General features: G+C 43.7%; 12 protein-coding genes. 10 read left to right on the forward strand and 2 right to left on the reverse strand.

Annotated features, from left to right (window positions below):
* Positions 1-57 precede the first annotated feature (57 nt).
* Entirely contained in the window at positions 58-2511 is a 2454-nt protein-coding gene (gene fadE, locus GSF04_RS10685) for an acyl-CoA dehydrogenase FadE (RefSeq protein WP_211859515.1), read from the reverse strand.
* 532 nt (positions 2512-3043) lie between these two features.
* On the opposite strand from fadE, the gene GSF04_RS10690 reads away from it, so the two are divergent.
* The 10 genes from GSF04_RS10690 to purF all read left to right on the forward strand — a co-directional run bounded on the left by GSF04_RS10690 (position 3044) and on the right by purF (position 17282).
* The gene (locus GSF04_RS10690; RefSeq protein ID WP_010606266.1) at positions 3044-3364 is read left to right on the forward strand and encodes a DUF6419 family natural product biosynthesis protein; all 321 of its coding nucleotides are present in this window, start codon (positions 3044-3046) and stop codon (positions 3362-3364) included.
* A gap of 83 nt (positions 3365-3447) precedes the next feature.
* Positions 3448-4572: a 4-phosphoerythronate dehydrogenase gene (locus GSF04_RS10695; RefSeq protein ID WP_211859516.1), complete on the forward strand. Its 1125-nt coding sequence runs from the start codon at positions 3448-3450 to the stop codon at positions 4570-4572.
* A 37-nt stretch (positions 4573-4609) separates the two neighbouring features.
* Complete coding sequence (locus tag GSF04_RS10700) at positions 4610-5626, forward strand: aspartate-semialdehyde dehydrogenase (protein WP_039496085.1); 1017 nt, start codon at positions 4610-4612, stop codon at positions 5624-5626.
* A 289-nt stretch (positions 5627-5915) separates the two neighbouring features.
* Complete coding sequence (locus GSF04_RS10705) at positions 5916-11282, forward strand: FimV/HubP family polar landmark protein (protein WP_211859517.1); 5367 nt, start codon at positions 5916-5918, stop codon at positions 11280-11282.
* 142 nt (positions 11283-11424) lie between these two features.
* On the forward strand, positions 11425-12219 hold the full coding sequence (gene truA, locus GSF04_RS10710; RefSeq protein ID WP_017218112.1) for a tRNA pseudouridine(38-40) synthase TruA: 795 nt from the start codon (positions 11425-11427) through the stop codon (positions 12217-12219).
* A gap of 134 nt (positions 12220-12353) precedes the next feature.
* Positions 12354-13229, forward strand: coding sequence for an acetyl-CoA carboxylase, carboxyltransferase subunit beta (gene accD / locus GSF04_RS10715; protein ID WP_017218111.1), 876 nt, complete (start codon positions 12354-12356; stop codon positions 13227-13229).
* 26 nt (positions 13230-13255) lie between these two features.
* Positions 13256-14512, forward strand: coding sequence for a bifunctional tetrahydrofolate synthase/dihydrofolate synthase (gene folC, locus GSF04_RS10720; protein ID WP_211859518.1), 1257 nt, complete (start codon positions 13256-13258; stop codon positions 14510-14512).
* A gap of 36 nt (positions 14513-14548) precedes the next feature.
* Complete coding sequence (locus GSF04_RS10725) at positions 14549-15175, forward strand: SPOR domain-containing protein (RefSeq protein WP_039492635.1); 627 nt, start codon at positions 14549-14551, stop codon at positions 15173-15175.
* Positions 15176-15236: 61 nt separating this feature from the next.
* Positions 15237-15731, forward strand: coding sequence for a CvpA family protein (locus tag GSF04_RS10730; RefSeq protein ID WP_010369359.1), 495 nt, complete (start codon positions 15237-15239; stop codon positions 15729-15731).
* An 18-nt stretch (positions 15732-15749) separates the two neighbouring features.
* Entirely contained in the window at positions 15750-17282 is a 1533-nt protein-coding gene (purF, locus tag GSF04_RS10735) for an amidophosphoribosyltransferase (RefSeq protein WP_010369357.1), read from the forward strand.
* 86 nt (positions 17283-17368) lie between these two features.
* Here the strand turns inward: purF and GSF04_RS10740 are convergent, their stop codons facing one another.
* Positions 17369-18154 carry a MipA/OmpV family protein gene (locus GSF04_RS10740; RefSeq protein WP_130126609.1) on the reverse strand — a complete coding sequence of 262 codons (786 nt, stop codon included), beginning with the start codon at positions 18152-18154 and terminating at the stop codon, positions 17369-17371.
* Positions 18155-18318: the final 164 nt, after the last annotated feature.

The following is an 18318-nucleotide window of genomic DNA, read 5'->3' on the forward strand; positions in this document are numbered from 1 at the left end:
TTTATATCCACGCTAATTGCTATGGTAGTATGGATAACACTACCTAAACAAAAATAGTTATGCTGCGTCTGCTTTACTTGATTCCTTAGTTCTTGCTTTACCAGCAAGTAACTCTTCAGGGTCAAAGTCATCAACGTTGATAACGGCAAGACGTTTTGCTTCAACGGCAGTCAATTTAGCTGCTTCGTCTTCGCTCAGTACACCTGCTTCAAGCCCCATTGCTGCTACTTTATCAAGTTGCATAAACGGTAACTTTTTACCAGTACCACGGCATACCTTTTCAAATAACGGCTCTACGGCAAGAATGTCTTTTAGCGTTTGCTCTTGCTTACCAAGCAAGCACAGTGGCTCATCCTTTAAGTAGATGTGTGTTGCAAGGCGATCACGCGTTTCGCTAGGTACTTGAAGTAGCTGAGCAAGCTTGTGCTCCATTTTGTCGGTTGGTTTACGAACCGGACGACCAAATGGGAACAGTACCACTTTCAACAAACCACGTAATGCAGCAGAAGGCATGTTGTTGATTAAGTCAGCAAGGGCACGTTGACAAAGGTACAGGTGTTCCTGACAAGACCATTGCACAAACGGTAAGTCTTCTTTACGACGACCTTCATCGTTATAGCGCTTAAGCGTTGCAGAAACCAGATAAAGGTAGCTTAATAAGTCGCCTAAACGTGCAGAAATACGCTCTTTACGCTTCAGTGAACCACCAAATACAGCCATACAAATATCAGACATTAATGCCAATGATGCACTGTAACGAGCAGCATTACGATAATAAACCGCAGTTTCATCGTTAAATGGTACTTTGGTGAAACGTGCACCGGTTAGGGCTAACCACTTAGTTCTTACCAAGTTCGACATAGTGAAACCGATGTGACCCATCAAGGATTTATCGAAACTATCAAGCGCTTCTTGCTTATCTTTGATAGAACAAGCCTCAAGTTCAGCCAGTACAAAAGGATGGCAACGAATAGCGCCTTGACCATAGATGATCATGTTACGGGTTAGGATGTTTGCACCTTCTACCGTAATTGCAATTGGTGCACCTTGGTAACCACGGCCAACGTAGTTGTTTGGACCTAGGCAAATCCCTTTACCACCATGAATATCCATGGCATGGATGGTTGAAGCACGCATTTGTTCGGTTAAGTGGTACTTCAAAATGGCAGAAACAACCGAAGGTTTTTCACCTAAATCTACCGCGCCAGTTGACATAGTCACCGCAGCATCAGAGCTATACGCATAGCCACCAAGTTTCGCTAGTGCCTCTTCAATCCCTTCCATCTTACCGATAGGAAGTTTGAATTGGCGACGAATGCGGCTGTATGCACCACTTGCAACTGCAAGGGATTTAATACCACCGGCAGAGTTTGAAGGTAGCGTAATAACACGACCAACCGACAAACACTCAACCAGCATGCGCCAGCCTTGTCCTGCCATTTTTGCGCCACCGATAATGAAGTCGAGTGGTACAAACACGTTTTCGCCTTGGGTAGGACCATTTTGGAATGGCACATTCAGTGGGAAGTGACGGCGGCCAATTTTTACGCCAGGCATGTTTGTAGGAATAAGCGCACAAGTAATACCTAGCTCTTCTTTATCACCTAATAGACCGTCCGGATCGCGCATCTTAAACGCTAGGCCAAGTACAGTCGCAACAGGTGCTAAAGTAATATAACGTTTGTTCCACGTTAGGCTAATACCTAATACTTCTTCACCTTCCCATTCGCCTTTACATACCACACCAAAGTCAGGGATAGATGAAGCATCAGAGCCCGCTTCTGGTGACGTTAATGCAAAACAAGGGATTTCATCACCCGCTGCTAGACGAGGTAAGTAGTGTTCTTTTTGCTCGTCAGTACCGTAGTGCTGAAGTAGTTCACCTGGGCCTAACGAGTTAGGTACGCCCACGATAGACGAAAGTAAAGTTGATTTACTGGTAAGCTTTTGTAGTACACAAGATTGCGCGTAAGCTGAAAACTCAAGACCACCGTATTGCTTTTTGATGATCATCGCAAAGAACTTGTTGTCTTTTAAGTATTGCCACACGTCTTGCGGTAAGTCAGTCAGCTCGTGTGTTGCTTCCCAGTCGTTAAGCATGGCACATACTTCTTCCACCGGACCATCCAAAAACGCTTGCTCTTCAACGCTCAAGCGTGGCTTTGGAAACTGATGAAGTTTATCCCAGTTTGGGTTACCACAAAATAGATCGGCTTCCCACCAAGTAGTACCAGCATCAATCGCTGACTTCTCGGTTTCTGACATTGTCGGCGTAACTTTTTTGAACGCTTTAAATGCTGGAGCCACGATGTACTGCTGACGCAGGTTCGTTACTGAAAGCGGAATAACAATCGCTAAGAAAATTAACCAAGAGATAATGCCAAACGCACCAGCAAAGGTGCCAACTAGCATTGTAACTGCTGCAATACCTAGAGCGGTATTCCAGCTTGCGCGATGATAGCTTGCTGCACTGAGCAAGGCTAACAACGCGAGAACAAATATAAGTGTCATGTTGTTCTTCCTTATAAGAGGTCTGACCACCCAGTTAGACTAGCTGGTTAACGCTGATATTTCAAGCGTCTTCATACCCTCTATGCGAATTAGTTGATGCCTTGTTGTGACATATTATTTACGTTTGTACTTAATCTGAGTGTTAAATGACTCATGCCTCTCTTGTTGTTAATTTGAAGGTTACTTTGACTAAACCCCATCTACAACCTGAGAGGATTTTCAACGTTATTAATTACTGAACGATATTTAAGTGTAATGAACATAGTGCAATGTGGCGAAACTGCACATGAATTTTCTTTCAGCGAAGTGCCTAATATGTGCATTATAATTGCCAAAACTTCATGTCTGATTTGCATTGAAATACACGTTAATGTTTCTACAATTGGGTTAAGCATAGCGACAAAATGGTGCTTTAAGAATTGCTAAGGAGTAGCAAATGCAGTCCATTTTCTTAGTCGCTATGTGAGTTAGGATTTACCGCCACGACCTAGTGTCGCGGTTGATATTGCTGTCCATGTTAAGGAGAAACAAGATGCAGCAGAGTATTTTTTATCTAGTCACTATTTTGGCCTTTGCGGCTATGTTGTCGGCCTTTCACCTCTTTCCTGAAGCGGTAATTTTTAATGTTTTTAGCAGTTTGTTTGCTGCATTACTTGGCTACCGAGCTTATACCCGTTGGGCTTTATTATTGTGTTGTATTAACGTGTTGGCCATGACGTTTTGTCCTTTGCTTGATTCAGGTGGCTGGTTAAGTCTCAAGGGAGCGGTCGTTTTTGTATGCTGTGTGATGTTTTTTGCAATAGCGTTTGGTTGCAATAAAGCGGTGACACAAAATAAAAGGTTTTATTATTAGTCGTCTACCTTGCCATGTTAAACTCGACTCAGGCGATGTGTTATCGCCTGAGTACTCGAGACAATAGGTGACAGGAAACCCGCATGCGAATATTAGCCGATCAAAATATGCCCTTAGTTGAGTCATTCTTCTGCGAAATTGGTGAGGTAACTCGGTTTGATGGCCGTAACCTTCAACCTGACGAGCTGAAAAACGTCGATATTCTGTTGACTCGCTCAGTCACTAAGGTCAACAAGATCCTGTTAGCACAAGCCGATAAACTGAAGTTTGTGGGGACTGCGACAATAGGGATTGATCATATTGATACCTCATTGTTGGCCAGCGCCAATATCTCGTTCAGCAGCGCACCAGGCTGTAATGCGATAGCTGTTGCCGAGTACGTGATAAGCGCTCTACTTGCATACGCACAAGAAACCTCCACACCACTTCAAGATAAAACGATTGCCATCATTGGTGTTGGTAATATTGGCGCGTGTTTAGCATCAAAGCTTAAAGGGCTTGGTCTTACGATATTATTGTGTGATCCCGTAAGGCAGCAAGCGGGGACATTGGATTCACATGTAGCGTTAGATGAAGCTTTGGCTCGCGCGGATATTGTGACATTTCACGTTCCATTAGTTAAGCAGGGCCCGCATAAAACGGTTCATCTACTTGATGCATCGCGGATAGCGGCATTAAAGCCGGGTACGGTGATAATCAATGCAAGCCGTGGAGATGTTATCGATAATCAAGCGCTTTTGCACGCGATAGAAGGTGGGCAAACGCTTGAGCTGATCTTAGACGTTTGGGAAAATGAGCCGAATATTTTGCAGCCATTATTGCAATATACTCGCTTTGCCTCTGTGCATATTGCCGGCCATACGCTAGAGGGGAAGGCGCGAGGCACGCAAATGTTATACGAAGCTGTATGCCGAGAATTCGATTTACCAGCCAGCAAAACGATTAGTGATTTTCTCCCTAAACCAAGTGTCACTGGCTGCCAGTTGCAAAGCACTGCCAATGAGCAAGATATTGTCAATTTAGCGCATCTTGTTTATGACATTCGTCGTGATGATGGCATCATGAGAAAACAGCTAAACACATTGGGCTTTGATACCTTGCGTAAAGCATATCCCGTGCGTCGAGAATTTAGTACAATTGCAGTCAATAATGACTCACCAATCAGTGAAAAGCTTTACCAACTTGGCTTTTCTGAGCACAAGAGTTAAGTGCTGTGGTTGGTATATTACAGAATGAGGAAAAATAATGTCGCAAAAATATAATGTTGCGGTACTTGGCGCAACAGGTCTTGTTGGCAAGCAAATTATCGAATTACTAGCGGAACGAAAATTTCCTGTAGACACATTGTACCCACTCGCGAGTAGCCGAAGCGCGGGTGAAGAAATTGACTTTATGGGTGAAAAAATCGAAGTTCTGGATGTTGAAGAGTTTGATTTTTCTAATGCCCATATCGGTTTGTTTTCAGCGGGTGGTTCCGTGTCGGAGAAATATGCACCAATCGCCGCTGAAGCTGGCTGCATTGTGATAGATAACACCTCACATTTTAGATACGACTTTGATATTCCATTAGTCGTTCCTGAGGTGAATAAAGACAGCCTTGCAGATTTTAGAAATCGTAACATCATTGCTAACCCAAACTGCTCTACAATCCAAATGCTAGTGGCGCTTAAACCAATTTATGATGCCTATGGCATTGACAGAATTAATGTTTCAACATACCAAGCGGTATCTGGCGCAGGTAAAGAAGCGGTAGATGAGTTGGCTAAGCAAACTGCAAACTTAATGAATGCAAGACCAATGGAAAACGAAGTATTTAGCAAACAAATCGCTTTTAACGTCATTCCTCAAATTGATGCATTCCAAGAAAATGGTTACACCAAAGAAGAAATGAAGATGGTGTGGGAAACGCAAAAAATCTTGGGCGATTCGAGTGTTTTGGTTAACCCTACTGCGGTTCGAGTTCCCGTGTTTTTCGGTCATGCTGAAGCCATTCATCTTGAAACGCGCATGCCTTATGATCTTGAACATGTTAAGCAGTTACTTGCTGATGCGCCGGGTGTTGAGCTAATTGAAGACGAAAACGATTACCCAACACCGGTAAGTGATGCAAGTGGTAACGATACCGTCTATGTAGGCCGTGTAAGGCAAGATATTTCACATCCATTGGGCTTAAACTTATGGGTGGTATCAGACAACACCAGAAAAGGTGCCGCAACAAATAGCATTCAAATTGCAGAAGCCCTGATAGAAAGCTATCTATAAGCACCCTTTGATATCGCAAAGTAAGCAAAATTTTGCTTACTATTCTGCGTTATAACGGCAAACTTCTGCCAAGAAGTTTGCCGTTAGGTCAAATACTTGACTATTCTTCACCTATATCAACTATTCCAGAATCAGTAAAAAGCATTATAACCATGTTAACTTTCAATACGTTGCAATGGATATTCCAACATATCTGGTTTATAGTTTGCATTTGGAATAGAGCTTGCTTCAAAGCCATAATAATAAAATGTCGTTTAACGGGTGTTAAACATTTGAGTAAAGGATCGGCATGCGCGGTTTAGCCTTATTTAGTATCTTTGTATTCGCACTGATTGCCACACCAGTATATACCCAAGAGGGGGTAGTGCTAAAAGGCCCTAAAGGGGTTGATTATGGGGCTCAAGGTCGGTCAATAGGGCCTATCAGACCCACGGATACATTGTGGCGTATAGCACAAAAAGTGCGACCAGATGACTCGGTCACCATTTATCAGGTGATGAAGGCGCTTTACGATAAAAATCCTAATTCATTTCTAGATAAAAACCTCAACCATATGCAGGATGGGGCGTATTTACGTATTCCTACCATCAATGAAATTCGCAGTGTAAACCCTGAGTTGGCAAAGCAGAAGTCAGATCAAGATGACAAACTTTGGGAAATGAAGCGTAAGGGATTATTGAATCCAAATGCAATAAACGAAGCTGAAAAAAAGGTTACACAAGCTCGTAAAGTCGATGTAGAAGAAGCTAAAGAAGACCTAACTAATCAACTGCGTTCTTTAAAGATGGAACAGGACATGCGCCTGATGGACTTACAAAAAGAGTTCAAATCCTCGGTGCGTAATGTTGAAGAAATCCTATCCGAAAACAATAAATTAAAACAGCAGCTCGGTGCTATTTCTACTGAACTTCAAACGGTTCGTACCCAACTTGGTAAAGACAGCGAAATCCAGCAACAGCTCAAGGCTGTTATTGACTTGCAAAATGAAATGATTGACCAGCAGGCGGCTCAGGCAAAAGCGCAAGAAAGTAGTGAGTTAAGCACATTCTTTAGCTCACCAGCTGGCATTGCATTACTTGCCACATTACCAGCGCTACTGGCAATTGCTGGATTAGTAATGTACCTACGCCGAAGAAACCAATCTCAAACGTCGACAGATGACGACGATTTTCTTCCGCAAACACCATCGGTGGCTGCAGGCACTGCGGCGGCGGGAGCTGCAACCGCTGCGACTGCATTTGACCCTGAGCCAGACCCACTTGATATCGGAATGGGCGACGATGAAGACGCACTGGGCGCAAGCGTACAGTTAGATGACGATATCTTACCTGAAGACGATGAGATTACCTTTGACTCACTTGATGACGACTTCGATGAAGGAAGTGATACGTTAGACCAAGATGAATTGGATAGCTTACTAAACGAAGATATTTCGTTTGATGATGATCATGACGAAGACTTTATGCAACAGAGCTTTGACGAGGCTGGTGATGAAGTTTCGCTTGATGTTGATGATGGCCAAGATATTTTAAGTGACAGCGATCTTGATGATTTGTTCAATGAGTCTCAAGATGAAGAAATTGATGTTAGCGATGATGCCCTTGCCGCTCTGAGCGAGGAACTCGCAGATGAGCAAGCGGATGCTGGTGCAAACGATGATGATATCGATTCAATTCTTGATGGTGCGCTAGATGAAGAGCCCGAATTTAGCGGTAATTTTGATAGTGAGAGCTTAGTCGATGCTGATGATATCGATGCGCTACTTGATGCCTCTCAAGATGCTGACGATGATGCATTGCCTGATTTTGAGGAACCAAGCACTGAGCTTGCGGGTGATGATATTGATGCCCTGTTAAATGAAGTGCAAGACGATACGTTAGCTGAAATTGACGAAGAGTCAGATACGCTCGACGGTGATGATATCGATGCTTTATTGGATGAAGCGCAGGAAGATACGTTGCCGGAATTAGAAGAAGAGCCTAGTGATCTCGCTGGTGACGATATTGATGCTTTATTGGATGAAGCACAGGAAGATACGTTGCCGGAATTAGAAGAAGAGCCTAGTGATCTTGCTGGTGACGATATCGATGCTTTATTAGATGAAGCGCAAGAAGATACGTTGCCGGAATTAGAAGCAGAGCCTAGTGATCTTGCTGGTGACGACATCGATGCTTTATTGGATGAAGCGCAAGAAGATACGTTGCCGGAATTAGAAGAAGGGTCAGATGCTCTCGCTGGTGATGATATCGATGCTTTATTAGATGAAGCGCAAGAAGATACGTTGCCGGAATTAGAAGCAGAGCCTAGTGATCTTGCTGGTGACGACATCGATGCTTTATTGGATGAAGCGCAAGAAGATACGTTGCCGGAATTAGAAGAAGGGTCAGATGCTCTCGCTGGTGATGATATCGATGCTTTATTAGATGAAGCGCAAGAAGATACGTTGCCGGAATTAGAAGAAGAGTCCGATGATTTAGCTGGTGACGATATTGATGCTTTATTAGATGAAGCACAGGAAGATACAGTACCTGAGCTGGAAGAAGAATCTGATGAACTGACCAATGACGAACTCGATGCATTAGTTGACGAAACGCCAGAAGATATTTTGCCAGAGCTGGAAGAAGAATCTGATGAACTGGCAAATGACGAACTCGATACATTAGTTGACGAAACACCAGAAGATGTTTTGCCAGAGCTGGAAGAAGAATCTGATGAACTGGCCGAGGACGAACTCGATGCATTAGTTGACGAAACGCCAGAAGATATTTTGCCAGAGCTGGAAGAAGAATCTGATGAACTGGCAAATGACGAACTCGATACATTAGTTGACGAAACATCAGAAGATGTTTTGCCAGAGCTGGAAGAAGAATCTGATGAACTGGCAAATGACGAACTCGATACATTAGTTGACGAAACATCAGAAGATGTTTTGCCAGAGCTGGAAGAAGAATCTGATGAACTGGCAAATGACGAACTCGATACATTAGTTGACGAAACACCAGAAGATGTTTTGCCAGAGCTGGAAGAAGAACCTGATGCGCTGACCGATGACGATCTCGATGCATTAGTTGATGAAACACCAGAAGATGTTTTGCCAGAGCTGGAAGAAGAATCTGATGAACTGGCAAATGACGAACTCGATACATTAGTTGACGAAACACCAGAAGATGTTTTGCCAGAGCTGGAAGAAGAATCTGATGCGCTGACCGATGACGATCTCGATGCATTAGTTGATGAAACACCAGAAGATGTTTTGCCAGAGCTAGAAGAAGAATCTGATGAACTGGCAAATAACGAACTAGATACATTAGTTGACGAAACATCAGAAGATGTTTTGCCAGAGCTGGAAGAAGAATCTGATGAACTGGCCGATGACGATCTCGATGCATTACTAGACGAAGCGCCAGAAGATGCTTTGTCGGAGCTGGAAGAAGAATCTGACAAGTCTGAACTGGAGTCTAAACAGCCTTTAGCTGAGCCTGAGCAAACGGAGTCAGGACACTTGTCTGGTATGTTGGATGAAGAGGATGCTATTCCGGAATCATCTGAAGAACCGGTGGAAGATACATTACAGTCCGATCTAGCCAATGAAGCAGATTTTAGTGATGAAAATGTTCAAGCTGACGAAGACAGCGAATTTGAAGATCCTGATTTAAAAAGTGTTGATGAGCTATTACAGGAGCTTCAAGCCGAAGAACAGTTTGAGTTGGATGCTGAACTTGAAGACGACTTTTCGGATGAAGAAGTTGAAATTGAGCTGGGAGATGATCCACTTAATGACGAAGTGGATTTACTGGCAGAAGAAGAGTTTCTTGACGAAGAAGATCTGCAACCAAGCGCAGAGCTAGAGAGTTACCCTGAGCTGGAGCTCGGCGAAGAACTTGAAACTACTGACTCGCAAAGTGAAACCGAAAAAGCATTATCAGAAGCATTATCCAATGACGCTCAATTTGATATAGAGGACGGGCTTGATGGCGATCTTCTCGACGATGAAATCTCTGGCTTTGATGAAGATGATTTGCCTGAATTTAGTGCAGATTTCGACGAAGAGACTTTGCTTGAAGACGAACCAGAAGCACCACTCGACGAAGCTGAAAGTGACACGCTTGAGTCTGAACCCGAACTGGGCATTGAAGACGAGCTGCCAGAGTTAACTGCAGATTTCGATGAAGAAACTTTGCTTGAAGACGAACCTGAAGCACCGCTCGACGAAGCTGAAAGTGATGCGCTTGAGTCTGAACCTGAACTGGAAATCGAAGACGAACTGCCAGAGTTAACTGCAGATTTCGATGAAGAAACTTTGCTTGAAGACGAACCAGAAGCACCAGTCGAAACAGCCGAAAGTGACGTGCTTGCCTCTGAACCTGAACTGGGCATAGAAGATGAGCTGCCAGAGTTAAACGCAGATTTCGATGAAGAAACTTTGCTCGAAGATGAGTCTGAAGCGCTAGTCGAAGCAGCTGCAAGTGACACGCTTGAACCTGAGCTTGAAATCGAAGACGAGCTGCCAGAATTAAACGCAGATTTTGACGAAGAAACCTTGCTCGAAGATGAGCTTGAAGCGCCAGTCGACGAAGCTGAAAGTGATGCGCTTGAGTCTGAACCTGAACTGGAGATCGAAGACGAGCTGCCAGAATTAAACGCAGATTTTGACGAAGAAACCTTGCTCGAAGATGAGCTTGAAGCGCCAGTCGACGAAGCTGAAAGTGATGCGCTTGAGTCTGAACCTGAACTGGAGATCGAAGACGAGCTGCCAGAATTAAACGCAGATTTTGACGAAGAAACCTTGCTCGAAGATGAGCTTGAAGTGCCAGTCGACGAAGCTGAAAGTGATGCGCTTGAGTCTGAACCTGAATTTGAAATCGAAGACGAGCTGCCTGGATTAAACGCAGATTTCGATGAAGAGACTTTGCTTGCTGATGAGCCTGAAGCACCAGTCGAAGCCGCAGAAAGCGACACGCTTGAGTCTGAACCTGAGCTTGAAATCGAAGACGAGCTGCCAGAATTAACTGCAGATTTCGATGAAGAAACTTTGCTTGAAGACGAGCCTGAGCTTGAAATTGAAGAGGCTCTGCCTGAGTTAAACGATGAAGATGACTTGGAAACTCTACTTTCTGAGCCACAAACTGAATCTGAATTACCAGAGGTCAATGAAGCCGAGATTGAAAAAGAATTTATGGCTGACTTTACCCAAGCAGACTTCGATGCTCTACTTAGCGAACTGGACGATCCCAGTGACTTTGACGCCGGAAATGCAGAAGATTTTGAAGTCGATTTCGATAGCTTGCTACAAGACGAATTGGTCGCAGGGGAAGCCCAAGCGCTACCTACGGACACCGAAGGTTCAGAAGACTACTTAGAAATTGAAGACCTACTTGAACAAAGCGACGATCTTGATAGCGATGTTGAACCTTACGTTGGCGCAAATATGGACGTTGGGCTTGGCGATTTTGAAGAGCTATTAGCGGGTGAAAATACCACGGATGTTGATTTAGAGGATGAAGGATTCGCCGCTAAATTAGATCTAGCAAAAGCTTACATCGAAATTCAAGATTATGACTCGGCTATATCAACGCTCAACGATGTTATTGAGAACGGCCCAGATTCGGTGCAAGCTGAGGCTAAGTCGCTTAAATCAAGTCTTACAGAGTCTTAATACTCACATCAACGATACCGGCCAAACAAAGTAATTGCCTTGTTTGGCCGGTATCATCATCTACTTCTTAGCTTAAGCGCTTTAATTCACATCGCCAATCGCATAAAATGTCGTTTTTGTTATGGGTTGCGATAGAAAAAGTATGCGAGTAGCGTTAGGCATTGAATATAATGGTGCAAATTATAGTGGTTGGCAGAGGCAAAATCATGTCAGCAGTGTCCAAGAAGAAATAGAAAAAGCGCTATCGAATATCTGTAATCATCCCGTTGAGATAACTTGCGCAGGGCGCACTGATGCGGGGGTTCATGCTACGGGTCAACTCGTGCATTTTGACACGGATTCTGCTCGCGATATGAGCGCTTTTACATTAGGAATGAACTCTCAGCTTCCCGACGACATTGCGGTACGATTTGCTAAAGAAGTCGACCCTGAGTTTCATGCTCGTTTTTCTGCGACAGCTCGTCGATACCGCTACGTTATTTATAATCACACCTACAGACCGGGCATTTTACGCAGTGGCGTAACGCATTTTCACCACGAGCTTGATGTTGAAAGAATGAAAGCTGCATGCCCTGTGATGATAGGGGAGCAAGATTTCACTTCTTTCAGGGCGGTGCATTGTCAGTCTAATACACCGTTTCGTAATATCCATCACTTAGAGGTGAAACGCATTGGCAAATATATTGTCATTGATATTAAAGCAAACGCGTTTTTGCATCATATGGTGCGCAATATTACAGGTTGTTTACTTGATATTGGTGTTGGCAAGCAAGAGCCTGAGTGGATGGCGGAACTGCTTGTTGCCAAAGACCGCACCTTAGCAAGTGCTACGGCAAAACCTAACGGATTGTATTTAGTTGATGTGGACTACCCTGAACAATGGCAAATAGAAAAGATGCCGCTTGGGCCTTTATTCTTGCCTGAGGAATTAGTGTAACGGTCATATTTATGTAGTACCTTATACTCTTAAGACCAGTTTTTTATATCACCTATAGCTAAATCATGATTTAATTGGGAAAAGATGTCTGTCTTTGCTGACGGAACAGAATAAAGCACGATAGAGAGTTGCAAATGAGTTGGTTAGAAAAGATCTTACCTAAAACCACTAAATCTTCTGGTAAAAAAGAGATCCCAGAAGGGGTTTGGGCAAAGTGTACAGATTGTGATTCAATCCTATACAAAGCGGAATTAGAAAAGTCCTTAAACGTATGTCCTAAGTGTGATCATCACATGCGTATTACGGCACGTAAACGTCTTGAAAGTTTCTTAGATGATGCAGATCGTCAAGAGCTTGGCACAGAGCATGAGCCACAAGACGTATTAAAGTTTAAAGACTCTAAAAAGTACTCGGATCGTATCGTTCAAGCGCAAAAAGCAAGCGGTGAGAAAGACGCTTTAGTTGCAATGAAAGGTCGCGTAAAGGGTATTCCTGTTGCTGCTGTTGCTTTTGAATTCTCCTTTATGGGTGGTTCAATGGCGTCAGTTGTTGGTGCGAGATTTGTTGATGCAGTTAACGTTTGTTTAGAACATAACATGCCATTAATCTGTTTCTCTGCATCTGGTGGTGCACGTATGCAAGAAGCACTTATGTCATTGATGCAAATGGCGAAAACAAGTGCTGCATTGGCAAAAATGAGTGACAAAGGCTTGCCATTTATCTCTGTATTGACCGATCCAACAATGGGTGGTGTTTCTGCATCATTGGCGATGCTTGGTGATATCAATGTGGCAGAGCCAAAAGCACTTATCGGTTTTGCGGGTCCACGTGTTATCGAACAAACTGTACGTGAAACTCTACCTGATGGTTTCCAGCGCAGTGAGTTCTTATTAGAGCACGGTGCGATTGACATGATCGTCGACCGTCGTGAAATGCGCGATACGTTAGCGCGTATTTTGGCGAAGTTTATGGACTTGCCTTCCACTGAACAAGAGCATAGAGTAGCGTAAATTTTTCAAATTGAGCTACTCAACTTATGACGGTTAAACAGCCTAGCCAATCATCAAGCCTTGATGATTGGCTTTGTTATTTAGAAGCAATTCATCCAGCCACCATTGAAATGGGACTTGAGCGTGTAGCGCAAGTTGCCGAGCAAGCCGGATTACTTGAGCCTTTCAGTAAAATAATTCTAATTGGTGGAACCAATGGTAAAGGCACAACAGCCAGGTGCTTGGAATCGTTGTTGCTCGCACAAGGGTTTTCGGTTGGTACCTACGCTTCACCACACTTAGTACGCTACAATGAGCGTGTCCGAGTGAATGGGGCAGAGCTTGAAGATCAGTATCATATCGATGCATTTAAATTCCTCGACGACACCCGCAAAGACACTCAGCTAACTTACTTCGAGTTTGGTACGCTTGGTGCGCTCAGTATTTTCAAGCGCTGTAAGGTTGATTATATTTTGCTTGAAGTTGGTTTAGGCGGGCGATTTGATGCGACGAATATAGTCTCGCCATTTGCCTCTGTTATCACGACTGTCGACTTAGATCATAAAGAGTATCTGGGTGATACTAGAGAACTGGTAGGCTATGACAAAGCTGGCATTTTCCGAAGTGGTAAGCCTGCAATCGTTGGTGATTTAAATATTCCACATACGGTTACGGACTATGGCGACGAAATTGCCGCAGATATGGTGTTATCAAAGCGCGATTTTTATTTTACCCCGCTAGATTCTCAGTTTAGATGGCAATATCTTGATTTTGATTGGCACTTCGACAAACCAGCCATTCCAGCACAAAATGCTGCGACAGCGTTAACGGTATTAGCTAAACTTGAGTTGCTACCTAGCTATGATGCCGTGAAGACTTGTTTGGCAAATTTGCAAGTAGAGGGTCGCTTTCAGCAACTCAATGCCACGCCGTTAGTGTATACAGATGTTGCTCATAATCCAGAGTCTGCAAGATATTTGGCAACTAAGTTACAAGAACTCAAGCAAAAAGGGTTTAAAATTCATGCCTTAGTCGCTATGCTTGCGGATAAAGACAAAGCCAGTGTGCTGAAAGAAGTCACCCAATATGTAGATAGCTGGAGCTTCGCTTCGCTTTCTGGACCTCGTGGAGAGCGTGCGGAAAACCTTAAGCCATTGCTTGACTCAAGTTGCAATGTCACCTTATTCGATAGCGTTACAGCAGCACTTGATACTCAGCTCGATACACTTGCGAGCGAGCAGGTACTAGTGATATTTGGTTCGTTCTTTACCGTTGCTGAGGCAATGGAGTACTGGCGAAAATAGTTATAGATGATTTAATGTAAAGTAGAGAGTAAAGTTGTGAACTCAGTATTTATAAATCGCCTTGTTGGAACAAGTATCGTCGTCGTAGCTGCGGTGATCTTTATTCCAAATATCCTTGATGGTGAAAAGGTCCACTACAAGGAAGGATTTCAAGCGATCCCTGAAAGACCTGAGTTCAAAACAATTGATCTGCAAGAAAAAGTGGATGCGCAAGCCAAGCTTGCGCCTGAGTTGCCCTCTGAGCCGCTGGAAGATATTGACGCCGATGATGCTAAGCTAGAAGGCACAGAAGAGACAACGCTAGCCAATACGCAGCAATCAGATACGTCACCTACACACGTTGAGGCGAAACCCGTCGCAACGACCGACAAAGTTGAGGTGGCGAAATTAACGCGTCCTGAGACTGCTAACTTTTCAAAAATGGCCTATGTCATTCAGCTTGGTAGCTTTTCACATAAGTCGAACGTCGATGCATTGACGAAGAAGCTTGCAGATAATGGCTTTAAAACCTTTACTAAACCCGTTAAAACGCCCAATGGTACACTGACAAAAGTGTTTGTCGGACCAGCTTTAAATAAAGCTGAACTTGAAGCTAAGTTACCAGAATTAAAGAAATTAACTAAGTTAAATGGTCGTTTGACACAATTTGAAGTGACAAAATGATCTGGCATTTAGATGCCAAACCTTTTAGAATGCGCCCCACATTAACGACTTATTGGTTACTATGATCTGGGTTGATTACGCCATTCTTGGTATTGTTGGTTTATCGACTATCTTTGGCTTGCTTCGAGGCTTTGTCAAAGAAGCGATGTCACTTGTCGTATGGATCGGCGCTTTTTTCATCTCTAGTATTTTTTACCAATATCTCGCAACCTTCCTAACATTCATTTCAGAACCCCTTTTAAGAAATGCAGCCGCAATAGCCATACTCTTTTTTGCGACCTTGATGTTAGGCGGGCTTGTTAATTATGTCTTGAGTGAACTGGTTCAAAGAACTGGGCTCTCAGGCACCGATAGGATCTTTGGGATTGTATTCGGTGGACTTCGAGGTGTGTTGGTCGTTAGCGCCTTACTCTTTTTCCTTGATGCGTTTACCAGTGCACCAGACACGCAGTGGTGGAAAACATCAAACTTAATTCCTGAATTTGGCTTTGTGATAGAGTGGTTTTTCTCCTATCTTGAACATAACTCGAGCTTTTTAGATTCAGTAAACCGTTAATCGGCGAGGAAATTTTTAATGTGTGGTATCGTTGGGATAGTCGGAACATCTCCTGTTAATCAGGCGATTTATGACGGCTTAACTGTTTTGCAACACCGCGGCCAAGATGCGGCTGGCATTATTACCATTGACAACAATACGTTTAGCTTACGAAAAGCAAACGGTCTAGTGAAAGACGTATTTCATACAAGACACATGAAACGCCTACAGGGCAACATTGGTCTTGGTCATGTACGTTATCCTACTGCTGGTTCTTCAAGTTCAGCAGAAGCTCAACCTTTCTACGTAAACTCTCCATTTGGTATTGCCCTTGCGCACAATGGCAACTTAACCAATGCAGAAAAATTAAAGGAGCGTTTGTTTACTCAAGCGCGTCGCCACGTTAATACTACGTCTGATTCAGAGATCCTGCTGAATATCCTAGCTCACGAGCTTGGCAAAACAGACAAGATGAAATTAGACGCGGAAGATATGTTTACGGCAGTAACTGAGGTTGTGTCTATTGTTTCTGGTGGTTACGCGAGTATCGCGATGATCATCGGCCATGGTATTTTGGCATTTAGAGACCCTCACGGTATTCGTCCGCTTGTTTTCGGTAAGAAAGAAACTGAGCGTGGCATGGAATACATGTTCGCTTCAGAGAGTGTTGCATTGGCAACGGATGGCTTTGAGTTTGTGCGAGATGTTGCACCAGGTGAAGCTATTTACGTAACCGAAAAAGGTGAGTTTTTCTCTCAGATCTGCGCTGCTAAAACGACGCTTGCACCTTGTATCTTCGAGTTTGTATATTTTGCTCGTCCAGATTCAAACATTGATAAAATGTCTGTTTATGCGACTCGCGTGAATATGGGTACCAAGCTCGGTGAGAAAATCGCAACTGAGTGGGGCGATAAAGATATCGACGTGGTTATCCCAATCCCTGAAACATCATGTGATATCGCACTTGAAATTGCTTCCGTGCTAGGACTTCCTTATCGCCAAGGGTTTGTTAAGAACCGCTACATTGGCCGTACTTTCATTATGCCTGGCCAAGAGCTGCGTAAGAAGTCTGTACGTCGTAAACTTAATGCAATTGACAGAGAGTTTGCTGGTAAGAACGTGCTACTTGTCGATGATTCGATTGTGCGAGGCACTACATCAGCGCAAATCGTTGAGATGGCGCGTGAAGCGGGTGCGAAGAACGTGTACTTTGCATCAGCAGCACCAGAGGTAAGATTCCCGAACGTATATGGCATCGATATGCCTTCTGCATCAGAGCTAATCGCTCATGGTCGTGAAGTGGAAGATATCAATGCGAGTATTGGCTCGGACGGTTTGATCTACCAATCCCTAAGCGATTTGATTGCAGCCGTTGGTCAAGAAAACCCGGAGATCGCTCGCTTTGAGACTTCGGTATTTGATGGTCAATACATCACAGGTGATGTTGATCAAAACTACCTCAATCACATTGATGAACTGCGCAATGATTCGGCAAAGTCTAATCGTGAAGCTGCGATGTCTGCAAGCCTTGAGCTACATAATCAAGAAGCGGAAAGCGCCGAAAGCGATTAAACTATTTGATGATGTGCATAAGCATTAAGATAAAAAAACCCAAGTTTAACTTGGGTTTTTTATTTAATTTTAACCCGGGCAACAGCCTAAAATTGATAGACTAGGCCAACATAAGCGAGGTCACTGGTGTCTCTGTCTAGCAAAGGACTATTGGCAATAACATCATCGAGCTTAGTTCGTGTTATTCCACCAACTAAACTGAGTTGTGTTTTTAACTGATAATGTGCGGTAAACCCTGCCGAATAGTTCACGGCGTCATCAGCAGTTAAATAGCCCACTCGACCACGGCTTATATCGATGTTTTTCCCGCTCACCCCGTAAATATAATTGACGTAATCAGATTGCTGCCATTCTACGTTACCTACTGCTGAGATTTTAAATCCTCGACCATCGTTGTACAGTGGGATTGATACCGAAAAAGTAGCCGTGGTTGAATCTGAATTATCGGAAATATCACTGTGACCAGCGAGCGTAAACCACAGATAGGTGACGCCATAGTTAACGGTAACATCGCCATCCGGTGCGTCATACCCTTCAAAAACCTCGTCCTCGGATTTAGCATCTCGGAACACACCGTCATAGCCGTCTTGACGATAGCCCAATCCGGAGTAGACAGATAAATCTTCGGTAATAGGAAAGCGATAGCCAATTAAGCTGTCTTTGTTGATAAACCAGTTTCCTTTTTGGATATCGATAATGGGAATTGAGATCAGCTCACTTTCAATGCCTTTCCATGGCAAATCTGCAGCGGCTGCTCCTCCTCCAAGACGAACTTGCCATTCGTCAGATGACGTTTCAATGGCGTGGCTACAAGAAGCAAAAGCGAGAGTGAAGATGGCAGCAGACGTAAGAGCTGACTTGATGAGATACATACAGAATTCCTTTCGTAAGTTAAAGATTGCGAGAATTTAGAATGTAAGAAGTTTGTTACAAGACTTGGGGAAGTGCTGTTAGAAAGTGTAATAAATTGTCGGGAAGCGTTGCCTGGTGTGTTAGGAGGTATGTGCCACATTTCCTATCTATTCGCTATTTCCAT

Source organism: Pseudoalteromonas sp. A22 (genome assembly GCF_018141345.1).
GTDB classification, from domain to species: domain Bacteria; phylum Pseudomonadota; class Gammaproteobacteria; order Enterobacterales; family Alteromonadaceae; genus Pseudoalteromonas; species Pseudoalteromonas maricaloris.